Source organism: Pseudomonas fluorescens HK44 (assembly GCF_000217955.3).
GTDB classification, from domain to species: domain Bacteria; phylum Pseudomonadota; class Gammaproteobacteria; order Pseudomonadales; family Pseudomonadaceae; genus Aquipseudomonas; species Aquipseudomonas fluorescens_AQ.
The window spans coordinates 225,646-239,754 of record NZ_AFOY02000009.1 but is presented as its reverse complement, the minus strand read 5'-3'; the positions used below and the strand labels follow the sequence as shown (position 1 = coordinate 239,754).

The window sequence follows — 14,109 nt, the reverse complement described above, 5'->3', positions numbered from 1 at the left end:
ACACCACCGACCATCCCTCCTTCCTGCCAGGTACAACGCCAGCACCCCTCGTTGAGGGTCGTTGGTCGTTTACACAGGCAAGCATCCCCTCTTGATAAGTCGGCGTTAGCATATATTTTTCACGCCGACAACTGATTCAGTAGACAGGTATATGGTTTTTCTTGGCTTGTTAGTGTCTGCATCCATAGAGAGCAGCCGTAATGGCGAAGAACATAAATGTCGATGAGGGAGCAATTCATGGGTGCGAGAAAGGTGTTTGATGAATTTACCGTGAAGTATGACGATATCCATATGGCGTACTGGACCAATACGCTAAGTGAAGACGACCTTCAACACTGGCATGAAGAACGGCTTAAAACAGTTCTGCGTCACGTCAAAAGCAAATCCGTTTTCTACAGCAAGCACTTTAAAGATATTGATATCGAAGGCGTCACGCTGGCGAATCTTTCTTCACTGCCTTTTACTACCAAGGGTGATTTGAGAGAGTCCATGCTGGACATCCTGTCCGGCACACTGGAAGACAGTATTTATTATTATGAAACCACCGGCACGACCGGTCTGGCGACCCCTTGTCCGCGAGATAAAAAAGAAAGTTATGCAAGTAACAAACAACTCGCTATGGCTTACCAAGCGATGCTGGAGAAACATTTCCCCGCAGAGAGAACCGTTGTAGGCGTCATGGGACCGACTGAGGTGCATTCCTTCGGCGATACCGTGGGTGATGTCTGTCATCAACTGGGTGTCTGTAACGCCAAAATCTGGCCGCATTCCCCGGTCATCGGCTACCCCAAGACGCTCCAGTTGATGAAGGATTTGCGTATTGGCGTCGTCGCCTCGGCCCCGGGACTGCTGCTGGCATTGGCCAAGGAGGCCGAGCGGCTGGGCTTCAACCCGCGCGACGACTTTCATTTGCGGGCGCTCATGATGAGCGGTGAGCTCTGTACGCCAGCCTTGAAGAACAACTTGTACAGCCTTTGGGGTTGTGAATCTTACAACAGCCTGTATGGCTCGCAAGAAGCGATGATTATTGCCGCTGCCAATACCAGCGACCAACTGATGCCCCATCGACTCAATTACATCATTGAGGTGTTGAACCCGCAAACGGGCGAAAGTCTGGGTGACAGTGGTGAAGGGGAGTTGTGCGTCACCATGCTGATCGACGGCGTGAAACCGTTGATTCGCTATCGCACGGGCGACTTGGTCTGCATTCAAAAAACGGCAAAAACCCCGATCGCCCTGGCGCAAGTAATGAAAGTGGTCGGGCGTGTCAAAGATGCGATGACCCTTAACGGCAAGGCTTTCACGGCTGGCCATATCGAACAGGCACTGCTTGAAGGTGTCGAGCAGTGCCTAGGTTATCAAATCGTCATCAACTGCGTGGATGGCAGGGATACGGTGATCGCCAAAGTGGAAATGTCCAGGTTTTACCAAGGTGATCGCAGCCACTTGACGTTGCTGATTCGTGAGCGCGTACGCGAGCGCCTGGGGGTCGAGGCGACAATCATGATGGTCGATGACCTTGATGATCACGTAAACCTGGGCAGTTGGTTCAGTTGGAAAGAAGCGCGGATTGTCGATCAGCGTAACCGATAGGCGAGGGCACTGTATGAGCATGTCCGTGCAAATCGTGTCGGTGAAAAATAAATTGTTCCAGAAAGTGTGTGTTTTGAGGTCTCGCTACATTGGTGACAACCCGGCCAGTGAAGAAAGTTTTCCCGATGCCGAGGCATTACGTGATACGTGCTCGTATCACATGGCTTATCTGGATGGAGACGAGATTGTCGGTGCGATCCGGATTACTCCGTTGGGACATGGCATGAGTTTCGTCGAACGGGTCGTTAATGTGGGGCATTACTTCGCTCATCCAATGGATTCGTTTGACGCCAATCGGCTGGTGTTGGATGAGAAATACAGAGGCGGTTTGCACTTGAGGTTCTTTCTTCTGCAAACAGCCATTTGGTTGAAGGCCAATACGCAGTTTCGATACATCTCGGCTTTGTGCCGGGGACGCCTGGCTGCTTTGTATGTCGATATCGGAGGGCATGTTCTAGCCGATGACATTACTTGGACGAGCCGTGACTCGTCACGTGACTACAGTTTGGTATACCTGGAGCTGGAAGCCGTCTTTAACACCATAAAAGGGAAAGTAGCTCATGGATAATTTCTTCAAAGAACTGGATGCTATTGTCGACAGCGGCTGGGCCAAAATCAAAAAAGGTCGCTATTGGAGTCACAGTCTTGAGCAGCCGATTACGGTCGAGCTTTATCAGCAGGTGATGCTCCAGATTTACCATTACACCCGGTTCAACTCGATCAATCAGGCAGCTTGTGCATTCAGCGCGCATCCGGGCCAGACAACGCTGCTGCGCTTCGTTTACAAGCACGCTCTTGAAGAGCTGGGCCACGAGAAAATGGTCATTCGTGACCTGGAGTCCATCGGTGCGTTGCCTGCGTCGTTGCCTGCGCCGCTTCCCCCCACTCAGGCGCTGATCGCTTATCTGAACGATGTGGCCATCCGCCTTGGACCGATTGCCCGCTTGGGGTACAGCTATTGGGCGGAAGAGGTGTATGACCACATCCAGCCCATCCTGAACAAGTTCCGCGTAGACCTGGGACTTAAAGACGAGCAGATGACGTTCTTTGTCGCCCATTCGACCATCGATGAAAAACACTCCGAAGAAGTTCGCCTAGCGATGCAACGTGCGGTGAAGACCGATGAAGAGCGAGCACTGATCAAAGAAGTGGCGAAGGTGACGTTGTACCTCACCGGTCAGTTGCTGGAGGAGTCGCTGTTGGAATATGAGCGTCTCGTCGACGTGCCATTGGCCAAGGCGTCCTGAACTGATGAAGCTGATCGTCATTGTCGGGTCAAGCCGGGCACACGGGGTCAGCAGTCGGGTGGTGTCGTTGATTCGACGCCACCTGGCAGGGCGCGCCTCGGTCGAAGATCTATGGCTTCGCGATTACCGTATTGACTACTGCGATGCCGACAACGCCTGTTCACACATCGATTGTTCCCTGCCAGACGATGTCGCAGCGATCGTCGATGAAATGGTCAAGGCGGACGCCATCCTGTACCTGCCAGTAATGCATGCCTATGGAACCAATAGCCGTTTCCAGGCGTTTCTGGAGCGGGTGGGGTATGGCTTTATGCGTCCGCGAGAGCGGCCACTGCGAGACAAGCTTGCAGCGGTGGCGGTGGTGGGGCGTCGATACGGTCACACGGCGGTATTTGGCCAGGTGGTGCTCAATGTCCTGTTGAACAAAATGGTGTTGGTCGGCTCGGGGTTTCCGGCCACGTTCAACACACAACTGGTGCAGGACCCGGAAGCGGAACAGGCATTGCGGGAAACTCTGGACCGCCTCGTGGAGCACTATCACAAGTTGAACGAACGCCCCCGTCGCGGCGCCGAGCGTTTGCGCCTGCTCAAGCAAGTCCAATTTCAAACGGGATGATGGATAAATGCCTATTCGAGATTCATTGATAGCCGTACTAGTGGCGTTCCTGTGGGGCGCACAAGTGACGGCGGTTAAAATTGGCGGGCAAGAGCTTCCGCCGATCCTCATGGTCGCGATGCGCTTCGCCTTGATGGCGGCTGTATTAGTACCTTTTTGCGGGATTCCCAAGCGTTGCGAACTGCTTCAAGTGTTCTGGATCGCTTCCCTGGTGGGGGCGCTTCATTTCGGATTGCTGTATTGCGGCATTTCGCGAGTGGATGCTTCGACGTCTGCTGTCGCTTACCAACTGGCGACACCTTTCACTCTGTTGCTGGCCTTTGCGGTATTGGGGGAGCGCATCGCATTACCCGTCGTGGGGGGAATTGTCATCGCGTTGCTTGGCGTGCTGACGGTGTTGGGTGGCGTAGGCAAGGGCGGTGCGTTGTCGGGAATATTGCTGGTGATTGCTGCGGCTTTTGTCTTCGCCGTGGGAACGTTGCTCACCAAGCGGTGGGGACCTTTCAACCCGGTGGCGATAAGCGCGTGGACGGCATTGATTGCTGCGCCGGAGTTGCTGATTGTTTCGGCTGCGGTTGAGGGGCAGGCGTGGGGTTCTGTCCTGACGGCCAGTCCGACGGCCTGGGCTGCCGTGCTGTATACCGCCGTCAGCGGCGGGCTGATTGGATTTGGCCTGTGGTATTGGCTTTTGGGCAGACACCCTGTCCAGCGCCTGACGCCGTTTCTGTTATTGGTGCCGGTGTTTGCGGTCGCGGTCAGCCAGCTTCTTTTAAAAGAAGGTCTGTCGTTGAGCCTTGTTGTCGGCGGTGTGGCGGTTTTGGTCGGTGTCGGGCTTTGCCAGGTCCGCCTGCTGCCCCGGCAGGCTTGTGCAGGCAACAACCCAGCTGATTGATCGACGAACCTGTTGAGAGGTTGTTTTCCATGAAGTGGCTAGGTCAGTTGGTACTGCTCGCCTTGCGTCAGCAAAACCGGTTTCGCTACAGGCTCAAAGTCTGGCGCTGGAAAACAGATGGGTATGAGATCGCCTATTTGCACTCGAACGGCCGCGAGGCCGGACCCACCCTGGTGTTTCTCCATGGATTAGGGACCAGTAAAGATCAGTGGGGGCCGCAGATTTACTCGTTGGTGGACGCTTACAACTGCGTTTTCTTGGACCTTCCAGGTGAGGGGGAATCCACATTTGACGGAGCGCAAAGCTACAGTCCTGTGGCTCAAGTGCAGCGGCTGAAGGCTTTTTTCGATGCGCAGTCCATCAAGGACATCGTATTGATTGGCAGCTCCATTGGTGGCTGCATTGCCTGCCTTTATGCCGCCACTTATCCGGCAGAGGTGTCCCGTTTAATCGCAATGGCGCCTGCCGGCTTGCCGGCTGCAAGGCTTAGTCCGGCCATGAGCCAGTTTCTTGAGTCTGGCAAGCATCCGTTTGGCTACCGGACCGTCAGTGAAATGCAGGGGCTTTGGGATATCGTGTTTACTCGAGCGCCCAAGGTCCCGGCGTTTCTGGCAAAGGCTCTGGCTATCAAGGGCGCGTTTCGCTATGAGAGGGTCGGGAAAATACTGGGGGACTTCAAGAGCGCCGGATTGTACCCGCTTCAAATGCGGCTAGCTGACGTCCAGGCCCGGACGTTGATTGTGTGGGGGAGCAATGATCGCGTGTTTGATGTTTCCTGCCTGGATGAGGTCAACAGCCTCCTGCCGCAGGCAAGTGTCTGCATCATTGAGGGTGCGGGGCATGTTCCGTATCTGGAGTGTGGCGAGCAGACCCTGGATGCCATCCAGCGCTTTCTTGCCTAAATGGTGCGGTAAAGTTCTGTCTCTTTTTCGAGGTGGCTCTTTGCGTGAACCCGTGTGCCGTAAGTTGGCTGGCGGCACGTCGCATGCACTAAGTCGATTTGTCTGGCCGAGCAACCGACATGGGTCGCAGCTAAAGCTGAGTTCCGAGCAACTTCAGGCGTTGGTTATCGGACTTCCCTGGCAGCGTCTTGGGTCTGACGGAGTAATCCGCATGTTTTAAAGGACAGGTCTGACATACCCCGAATAGAGAATCTGGCAGAGTCGACGCCATGATTTCTACCTCTTCTCTCGATACCGTACAACTGCACAGCCTGACGGTGCAGTTGGGAACCGCTCAGCAAGGTGTTATGCCCGTTCGCGACCCGCGCACCCGCCTGATTGACGGATCCTTTAAATCAATAATTAAGCTGATTGAACTGCTTGGCAGTTTGGGGCGTCGGCCTGTGCGTTCGACGCTCATCTGTGTGAGCGGTTGGTAATAATAAAGGAGTGATGTCATGAGTGGGATAACCGCCCCCGTCAGTGTTCACCTGCACACTGAACGCTTGAAATGCGATCCGCTGGCTGTATATGAAGCGGCTGCAAAAGCATTAGGACCCGATAGGACCTTTATTCTTGAATCGCTGTCTGGCCCCAGCCGCGATCGTAAGGCGACTATCATCGGGATGGAGCCATTACTGTCGGTAAAGATTTATGAGGGGTACGCGACACTTGAGGGTAATGAGCGACTGATAGCTCATTTAAGAAGTTCGCTGTCGGAACGGGGAATCATTCTGGACGACAATGGACGTGTCGGCATCGATTCGAACGATGCCGTATGGGATTTGTTGCGTGCGTTACAAACACCCTTTGATGTTCCGCGCCAGCCTAATCCCAGCCTCGCTTTTTTTGGTTACCTCTCTTATGACAGTGTCCGGTTTGTCGAAGATATTCCGGACCTGACCGAGCGGACCAATGACTATCCGATCATTGCCTTGACGGTGTTTCAGACGCTGGTGTATTTCCACGCCAACGGAACTGTGGATGTCATGGTTAACAATTGTTCTCTATGGAAGTTCCGCAGCACCGATGACTATGCCGCGCTGTTGGCCGATGCCATGGGCATTCCGGCCTCTGACGCGCCGATTGTTTACCCGTCCGTTACGGTTGCTCGCGATACCGTGGAAAAAGAGCAGTTCCTTGGCTGGGTCGAGAAGGCGCTGGAGCACATTCGCCAAGGCGATATCTATCAAATTCAATTGGGTCACGAAGTGCAGGTTGATACACCGGTCAAACCCTTTGATGTGTATCGGGCATTGCGCAAAAACAACCCGTCACCCTACATGTACTTGGCCAATCTGGGCGGGGTCGACCTGATCGGCGCCAGCCCCGAACTGTTTGTCCGGATCAAGGACGATCTGATCGAGATGAGACCCATCGCCGGAACCGTGGGCAAAACACCCGGTATACCCTCCAGCGAGTTGATCTTGAGCATGACACGCTCTGAAAAAGAGCGAGCGGAGCACCTAATGTTAGTGGACTTGTGCAGAAACGATATCGGTCGCGTCTGTCAGCCAGGATCACTTGAGGTCGACGAGTTGATGTTGGTCGAGGAGTACTCCCACCTCTATCACATGGTGTCAAACGTACGCGGTTTATTGCGAAAAGGGTTTGATGCCTTTGATGTTATCAAGGCGTCTTTTCCGGCGGGAACCATGACGGGCGCACCGAAGATTCGGGCGATGCAGATTATCGAAAGTATGGAAAACAACCGTCGCGGGATATATGCCGGAGCGGTCGGTCTGATCGGATTCGACGGTAGCGTCAATACGGCTTTGTGTATTCGGTCAGCAGTTCATAAAGAGGGCACCTATTACTTGAGGGCTTCCGCAGGGGGCGTCGCAGACTCGGTTCCGGATAAAGAATGGACTGAAACATTCTACAAAATGGGTTCTGTTTATCGCGCCGTTACCGGAAAGGAGGTGCTGCAATGAAAGTTTTCCTGATTGATGCCTATGACAGCTTTGTATTCATTATCAGTCAGTACCTTGAGCAGTTGGGGCTGGAAACTCATGTAGAGCGTAATGATGTTCCGGACTTGATTAAAAGGATTGAAATGTATGCCCCGGACTTTTGCGTGCTGGGACCTGGGCCCGGTCATCCACAGGACGCCGGTTATATCGAGGTAATCCAACACTTTAAAGGGCGCTTGCCCATTTTGGGCGTATGCCTTGGGCATCAGGCTATTGGCCTGGCCTTCGGTGGCTCGGTTATTCGGACTGCCCATGTCATGCATGGAAAGATCAGCACGATAAACAACGATGGCCGCGGTGTTTACGCCCATACCGATGGCAAGTCGATCAAGGCGACACGCTACCATTCGCTGATTATCGATAACAAAGACCTGTCCGAGGAGCTGGTGGTGACATCAACCTCAAGTGATGACGGATACATCATGGGAGTGCGGCATCTTGAGCATCCGATAGAAGGTGTCCAGTTTCATCCCGAAAGCATTTTGACGGAGGATGGCCTTGGAATATTTAAAAGTTTTATAGGGCAGCACTGTCGCAAACCAGAGATATAAGCGACGGACAACGGCTTGTCTGTACCACAATCCGTGTCTTAAATGTTGCATCGTATCGAAAAAAAAGCTTCTATGAGTGGCAGGGATTCATCGTGGATGACTTATATAGATATAGAAAAAAAGAAGTGCTCCTGAGGATTAACTTCGAAGAGGTATTGGACGACTTCTCCGTTCTGGCCAAGGATTTGCATCGGCGTGACTGGGAAAGCCATTTACGAAAGGTACTGCGTCGAATCGGCTATGACAGTTACTTACTGAGCATGGGTTCCTCTACAACGAATGCCCCCTCCAATAGGATCATGACGACTTACCCTTCTGATTGGCTCAGACGATACAAGGAGGAGAGCTTTATTCAGGTGGACCCGATAATCAGGCATTGCCGTCACCACTTTGTGCCGCTCTTTTGGGGGACCGCACGGAGGCAGGCGCGAGGCAGGTCCAATGAATTCTGGAAGGCACGCGAGGGGTATGGCCTTTTACAAGGGGTTAGCATTCCTCTGCGGTGTAACGAAATGGCCGGGTCACTCAATGTCGCTCAATGCATGAATTCTAATGATGAGTTCGACGATGGCCTGAATGCCCCCCTGGGGAAGCTATTCATGCTGATTCCGTTCCTTTTGGAAGGCTCACAGAAACACTTGAAAGAACCAGGCGAGCAATTCTGCAGCCTGACCCTGCGAGAGTCTGAAGTGCTGAAATGGTCCGGGGTGGGTAAAACGACTTGGGAGATGAGCTGCATCCTGGGCTGCTCTGAACGCACCATCAATTTTCATATCGCCAATGCGAGTCGAAAACTGGGCTCTTTCAGCCGTCGGCAAGCGGTAGGCGTGGCGTTGGCACAGGGATTGATTTCACTGTAGCAAACGATCATGAAGTGGTTGTTCATTTCAAATCGCCAACGGTCTTCAGTGAGGTATTGCCGATGCTTATGCGTTCTACGGGCCTCCCTCCAAGGCTTGCAGTCAGCCCAGAAGATTTGCGGCACGCCTTCGATAGCAGGTCGGCTGCTACTGGATTCGTATTTGGGTTTGCCCGCTATGGTCTCAACATAATGTGGCACGTACCGGATGCGTTCAAGCGTTGCCAGTATGACCTCCGGCAAACTGATTCGATGTCCATACCGTAGCAGGCTGTACCTTGGACGTACGCACTACTCAACTTGTTCTTATCAGTCCTGTAAATGCACATTGCGAATGAAATACTGGGGCCGCCTTGCGACCCAGCGGGGGGGTAAACCCCCTCGCCACAAAGGCTCGCTCCCACAGGGGATTGGTGTTACTCGTACTGACTCAACATCCGCTCCATCCGCGCATCCAGGCGGCGTTTGATTTCGGTTTCGATGTGCGGGGCGAAGTCGTCGATCACGTCTTGCATGATCATTTGCGCGGCAGCGCGCAGTTCGTCGTTCAGGTGCAGCATGACATCGGCGCCTTGCTGGACAGATGATGCCGGAGCCGGAGCTGCGACAGGCGCGGGCGCGGGTGTTGGAGCAGGTGGTTCGATGAATTCAGCCTGCGGTTTGCCGCCGACCTTATCGAACAACATCGGAATCTGGCCTTCATCGCGGCCTTGCTCGACGGTGTCGGTCAGCAGCGGTGGTTGCAGGTTGTCGTCGCCGAGCAACTGGCGGATCGACTCGAGGTCGTCCAGCAGGTGTGCGGACTTTTGCAGCGGGTTTGACGTGTCCATCGTATGCTCAGAGTCGCTGTAAACGGTGATCTTGCAGAGGATAGCCCTGTTCGCGGTAGAAACGGAAACTCTCCCGCGCGGCCTGACGAATAGTCGGGTCTTCAACCACCACTTCGGCCACACGGGCAAAGCGCTGGGCAAAAGACGGGACTTTGAGGTCGAGATTGACCAGCAAGTCCTGGTGTTGTCCTGGATCGTCTCCCAGGCCGAGTATTACCAAACCGTCCGGTTCGCTTTCGGCGGGGCCGTGAGGCACGAAGCTTTCGCCTTTGAACGCCCATAGGCGTGCATCGAGATCGTCACGCTGGGCGGCATCGCTGCAATGCAGGTAGATGCGGTGGCCCATGCGCCAGGCTTTTTCGGTGAGCTTGCAGGCAAAATCCAGCCGCGCGGAGGGATCGGCGCTGGGCAGGATATAGAAGTCGACTTTGGTCATTGCGGTTCCTGATGCCTGCGCGGCGTCATCCGCGGATGACGCCGTTCAGGATCTTCAGTTTCAGGCTTTGGCGCGGTCCAGCAGGTATTGGGTCAACAATGGAACCGGACGGCCAGTGGCGCCCTTGTCCTTGCCGCCGCTGGTCCAGGCCGTGCCGGCGATGTCCAGGTGCGCCCACTTCAGGTTCTTGGTGAAGCGCGACAGGAAGCAGGCCGCGGTGATGGTGCCGGCTTTCGGGCCACCAATGTTGGCGATGTCGGCGAACGGGCTGTCCAGCTGTTCCTGGTACTCATCGAACAGCGGCAGTTGCCAGGCGCGGTCGTCAGCCTGTTGGCCTGCGCTCAGCAGTTGGCCGATCAGTTCGTCGTCGTTGCCCAGCAGTCCCGAAGTATGGGCGCCGAGGGCGACGACGCAGGCGCCGGTCAGGGTCGCGATGTCGATCACTGCCTGTGGCTTGAAGCGTTCGGCGTAGGTCAGGGCGTCGCACAGCACCAGACGGCCTTCGGCGTCGGTGTTGAGGATCTCCACGGTTTGGCCGCTCATGGTGGTGACGATATCGCCCGGACGGGTCGCACCGCCGCTTGGCATGTTCTCGGCACAGGCCAGGATGCACACCAGGTTGATCGGCAGTTTCAACTCGAGCACTGCGTGCAGGGTGCCGAAAACGCTGGCCGAGCCGCCCATGTCGTACTTCATTTCATCCATGCCGGCGCCTGGCTTGAGGCTGATGCCGCCGGTGTCGAAGGTGATGCCCTTGCCGACCAGCACATAAGGCTTCTCGGATTTCTTGCCGCCGTGGTATTGCATGACGATCAGGCGCGGTGGTTGATCGCTGCCCTGGCCCACGGCGTAGAACGCGCCCATGCCCAGTTCCTTGATTTTCTTCTCATCAAGAATCTCGACCTTCAGTCCCTTGTTGGCCTTGCCCAGGTTCTTGGCCTGTTCGGCGAGAAAGCTTGGGTGGCAGATGTTCGGCGGCAGGTTGCCCAGATCGCGGGTGAAGGACATGCCGTTGGCAATCGCAGTGGCGTGAGTCACGGCGCGTTCGACTTCAGCCTGTGCGGCCTTGATAGTCAGCAGGGTGATTTTCTTCAGGGCGCGCGGATCGGACTTCTGGCTCTTGAACTGCTCGAAGGTGTATTCGCCGTCGACCAGGGTCTCGGCCAGCAGACGGGTCTTGCCGTAGCTGTCACGCCCTTTGACCACGACTTCGTCCAGCGCCAGTGCGGCATCGCTGCCGCCCAGACCCTTGAGGGTGTTCAGTACGCCAGCGATGATTTTGCGGAACGGACGGTCGCCCAGTTCGGCGTCTTTACCCACGCCAACCAGCAACACGCGTTCGGCTTTGAGGTTCGGCAGGCTGTGCAGCAACAGGCTCTGACCCACTTTGCCGGCCAGGTCGCCACGCTTGAGCACTGCGCTGATCGCGCCGCCGCAGAGCTCGTCGAGCTGTTTGGCGACAGTGCCGAGTTTGCGGTCTTCGCCGACGGCGACCACCAGAGTGGCGGTTTTCAACGTTTCTGGGCTAGCGCTTTTTACAACCAGTTCCATGTCCGGGTCCCTGAATAAATGGTCAAAGTGCAGCGTGTTACGCAGTGCGCGCACACGTTTGCCTCTCTATAGAAAGACGCTGGTGCAGGCCAGCGACAAAGGCCGCAGTTTGAACCTCGCTCCGTGCGCCTGACAACCCTCGCGCGGGTGATCTTTGCGCCATTGCGCGGCTGCTTGAGCGTGCGCAGTGACAGGCGCGTTCAATCACAGGATAATGCGCCATCTTTTTCGGCGGCTCAGCCCTGCGGGCCGCCCGATATGTTTGCTTGTTTGGCCGCCTTAGCCTGACAGCCCTGGAGTGTCTGGTTTGATCGTCTTCCGTTATCTTTCCCGCGAAGTCCTGTTGACCTTGAGCGCCGTCAGCGCTGTGCTGTTGGTCATCATCATGAGTGGGCGCTTCATCAAGTTCCTGGCCCAGGCCGCCTCGGGCGTCCTGGACCCTGGCTCGCTGTTCCTGATCATGGGCTTTCGTCTGCCGGGTTTCCTGCAACTTATTCTGCCGTTAGGGCTGTTTCTCGGGATCCTGCTGGCCTACGGTCGCCTGTACCTTGAAAGCGAAATGACCGTGCTCTCCGCGACCGGTATGAGCCAGCAGCGTCTGCTGGGCATGACCCTGTTTCCGGCTGCGCTGGTGGCCGTGATCGTGGCCTGGCTGAGCCTGAGCCTGGCACCGCAAGGCGCCAATCAGTTCCAGTTGCTGCTGAACAAGCAGGACGCCATGACCGAGTTCGACACGCTGGTGCCGGGCCGTTTTCAGGCGTTGCGCGATGGTTCGCGGGTGACGTACACCGAGCAGATGTCCGATGACCGGATCAATCTGGGCGGCGTCTTCATCTCGGAGAAGCGTCTTTCCGCCGATCAGAAGGATCGCGGCATTTCCGTACTGGTGGCCGAAAAGGGCCGTCAGGAAATCAAGGAAGACGGCAACCGCTACCTGATTCTCGACAATGGCTACCGTTACGACGGTCAGCCGGGGCTGGCCGACTACCGGGCCATCAAGTACGACACCTATGGCGTGCTGCTGCCTAAACCGGATGTCAGCGACGAGGTGACCGATCGCGATGCGATGCCGACCCGTACCCTGCTGAATAATCCGGATATTAGTGCACGCGCCGAGCTTGAGTGGCGTGTGTCGCTGCCGTTGCTGGTGTTTATCGTGACGTTGATGGCGGTGCCGCTGTCGCGGGTCAATCCGCGTCAGGGACGATTCCTCAAGTTAATGCCGGCGGTTCTTCTATATATGGCTTATCTGACGATCCTGATCGCCGCACGCGGTGCTCTGGAAAAAGGCAAGATCCCCCCGGCACTGGGCCTGTGGTGGGTTCACGCAATATTCCTGGCCATTGGCCTGGGACTGCTCTACTGGGAGCCGTTGCGCTTGAAAATGGCGAGTCGCCGCAGTGCGCTGGAGGTGACCCGTGGTTAAGCTCGATCGCTACATCGGTGGCAGTGTTTTCATGGCGATCCTGGCGGTACTGGGGATCATTCTGGGCCTGGCGACCTTGTTTGCCTTCATCGACGAGATGAGTGATGTCACAGATACCTACACCCTCACCGACGTATTGAGCTACGTCGCGCTGACAGCGCCGCGTCGGGTTTATGACATGCTGCCGATGGCGGCGCTGATCGGCTGCCTGATCGGCCTGGGCAGTCTGGCCAGCAGCAGTGAATTGACCATCATGCGCGCCGCTGGCGTGTCCATCGGCCGGATCGTCTGGGCGGTGATGAAGCCGATGCTGGTGTTGATGCTGGCAGGCGTGCTGGTCGGTGAGTACATTGCGCCCGTTGCGGAAAACGTGGCCCAGGCCAATCGCTCCCTGGCCCAGGGCAGCGGTGATGCGCAGAGCGCCAAACACGGTATGTGGCACCGTCAGGGTGATGAGTTCATTCACATCAACTCAGTGCAGCCGGACGGCATTCTGTATGGGGTGACCCGCTATCGTTTCGACAACCAGCGTCACATGCTGATCTCGAGCTTTGCCAAGCGTGCAGAGTTCGAAACAGACCATTGGCAGTTGAATGACATCACCACCACGGTGTTCCATGACGGCAGTACCGAAGTGGTCACTGCCCCGCAAGAGCGCTGGGAAGTACCGTTGAGCCCGCAACTGCTGAACACGGTGATCATGGTGCCGGAATCATTGTCGATCAGCGGTTTGTGGGGTTACATCCACTATCTGGCGGATCAGGGCCTGAACAATGGCCGTTACTGGCTGGCGTTTTGGGTCAAGGTGTTGCAGCCGCTGGTCACAGTTGCCCTGGTATTGATGGCAATTTCCTTTATTTTCGGTCCGCTGCGCTCGGTGACCCTGGGGCAGCGCGTATTCACCGGTGTGCTGGTCGGCTTTACCTTCCGTATCGCCCAGGATTTGCTCGGGCCTTCAAGCCTGGTCTTCGGCTTCTCGCCGTTGTTCGCGGTGCTGGTTCCGGCCAGTATCTGTGCGGTGGCCGGTATCTGGTTGCTGCGCCGAGCCGGTTGATCGCAGGTATTTTCTGCCCCGACCAACATTCAAACGCCCCGCTCGCAAGAGCGGGGCGTTTTTGTATCCAATACCGTTGACCTGTGAACGTGACGCTTGCGTCGTGTATCAGGTACAATTCCCGGCTATTTTTCGGCGGG

The 14,109-nt window shown here is 55.9% G+C and carries 15 protein-coding genes; 12 read left to right on the top strand and 3 right to left on the bottom strand.

The features are described 5' to 3' along the window. Window positions 1-237: 237 nt before the first annotated feature. The 10 genes from HK44_RS09715 to HK44_RS09670 all read left to right on the top strand — a co-directional run bounded on the left by HK44_RS09715 (window position 238) and on the right by HK44_RS09670 (window position 8,673). On the top strand, window positions 238-1,593 hold the full coding sequence (locus HK44_RS09715; RefSeq protein WP_019691981.1) for a phenylacetate--CoA ligase family protein: 1,356 nt from the start codon (window positions 238-240) through the stop codon (window positions 1,591-1,593). 13 nt (window positions 1,594-1,606) lie between these two features. After that, on the top strand, window positions 1,607-2,161 hold the full coding sequence (locus tag HK44_RS09710; protein WP_019691982.1) for a hypothetical protein: 555 nt from the start codon (window positions 1,607-1,609) through the stop codon (window positions 2,159-2,161). Next, complete coding sequence (locus HK44_RS09705; RefSeq protein WP_019691983.1) at window positions 2,154-2,840, top strand: iron-containing redox enzyme family protein; 687 nt, start codon at window positions 2,154-2,156, stop codon at window positions 2,838-2,840. The genes HK44_RS09710 and HK44_RS09705 overlap by 8 nt, the downstream gene beginning before the upstream one ends. 4 nt (window positions 2,841-2,844) lie before the next feature. Continuing rightward, window positions 2,845-3,456 carry a flavodoxin family protein gene (locus tag HK44_RS09700; protein ID WP_019691984.1) on the top strand — a complete coding sequence of 204 codons (612 nt, stop codon included), beginning with the start codon at window positions 2,845-2,847 and terminating at the stop codon, window positions 3,454-3,456. Window positions 3,457-3,463: 7 nt separating this feature from the next. Beyond that, window positions 3,464-4,348: a DMT family transporter gene (locus HK44_RS09695; RefSeq protein ID WP_019691985.1), complete on the top strand. Its 885-nt coding sequence runs from the start codon at window positions 3,464-3,466 to the stop codon at window positions 4,346-4,348. A 29-nt stretch (window positions 4,349-4,377) separates the two neighbouring features. Continuing rightward, complete coding sequence (locus HK44_RS09690; RefSeq protein ID WP_024264828.1) at window positions 4,378-5,250, top strand: alpha/beta fold hydrolase; 873 nt, start codon at window positions 4,378-4,380, stop codon at window positions 5,248-5,250. A gap of 269 nt (window positions 5,251-5,519) precedes the next feature. Next, window positions 5,520-5,729 (top strand): hypothetical protein, encoded by a 210-nt coding sequence (locus tag HK44_RS09685; protein ID WP_141651689.1) that lies wholly within the window; start codon window positions 5,520-5,522, stop codon window positions 5,727-5,729. A gap of 18 nt (window positions 5,730-5,747) precedes the next feature. Further along, complete coding sequence (locus HK44_RS09680) at window positions 5,748-7,223, top strand: anthranilate synthase component I family protein (protein ID WP_019691987.1); 1,476 nt, start codon at window positions 5,748-5,750, stop codon at window positions 7,221-7,223. Further along, window positions 7,220-7,813 (top strand): anthranilate synthase component II, encoded by a 594-nt coding sequence (locus tag HK44_RS09675; RefSeq protein ID WP_019691988.1) that lies wholly within the window; start codon window positions 7,220-7,222, stop codon window positions 7,811-7,813. The genes HK44_RS09680 and HK44_RS09675 overlap by 4 nt, the downstream gene beginning before the upstream one ends. A gap of 92 nt (window positions 7,814-7,905) precedes the next feature. Beyond that, window positions 7,906-8,673, top strand: coding sequence for a LuxR family transcriptional regulator (locus tag HK44_RS09670; protein ID WP_052014737.1), 768 nt, complete (start codon window positions 7,906-7,908; stop codon window positions 8,671-8,673). Window positions 8,674-9,088: 415 nt separating this feature from the next. Here the strand turns inward: HK44_RS09670 and HK44_RS09665 are convergent, their stop codons facing one another. From HK44_RS09665 to HK44_RS09655, 3 genes are read right to left on the bottom strand one after another with little or no spacing between them, the layout of a single operon-like run. Beyond that, the gene (locus tag HK44_RS09665) at window positions 9,089-9,502 is read right to left on the bottom strand and encodes a hypothetical protein (protein ID WP_019691990.1); all 414 of its coding nucleotides are present in this window, start codon (window positions 9,500-9,502) and stop codon (window positions 9,089-9,091) included. 7 nt (window positions 9,503-9,509) lie between these two features. Next, complete coding sequence (locus HK44_RS09660) at window positions 9,510-9,938, bottom strand: DNA polymerase III subunit chi (RefSeq protein WP_019691991.1); 429 nt, start codon at window positions 9,936-9,938, stop codon at window positions 9,510-9,512. A 60-nt stretch (window positions 9,939-9,998) separates the two neighbouring features. Next, a complete protein-coding gene (locus HK44_RS09655) occupies window positions 9,999-11,489 on the bottom strand; it encodes a leucyl aminopeptidase (protein ID WP_019691992.1) in 1,491 nt (496 codons plus the stop codon). A gap of 307 nt (window positions 11,490-11,796) precedes the next feature. Between HK44_RS09655 and lptF the strand changes: the two genes are divergently transcribed. Both lptF and lptG read left to right on the top strand, forming a co-directional pair. Continuing rightward, complete coding sequence (gene lptF / locus HK44_RS09650) at window positions 11,797-12,915, top strand: LPS export ABC transporter permease LptF (RefSeq protein ID WP_019691993.1); 1,119 nt, start codon at window positions 11,797-11,799, stop codon at window positions 12,913-12,915. Continuing rightward, on the top strand, window positions 12,908-13,969 hold the full coding sequence (gene lptG, locus HK44_RS09645; RefSeq protein ID WP_019691994.1) for an LPS export ABC transporter permease LptG: 1,062 nt from the start codon (window positions 12,908-12,910) through the stop codon (window positions 13,967-13,969). Before lptF ends, lptG begins: the two co-directional genes overlap by 8 nt. Window positions 13,970-14,109 lie beyond the last annotated feature (140 nt).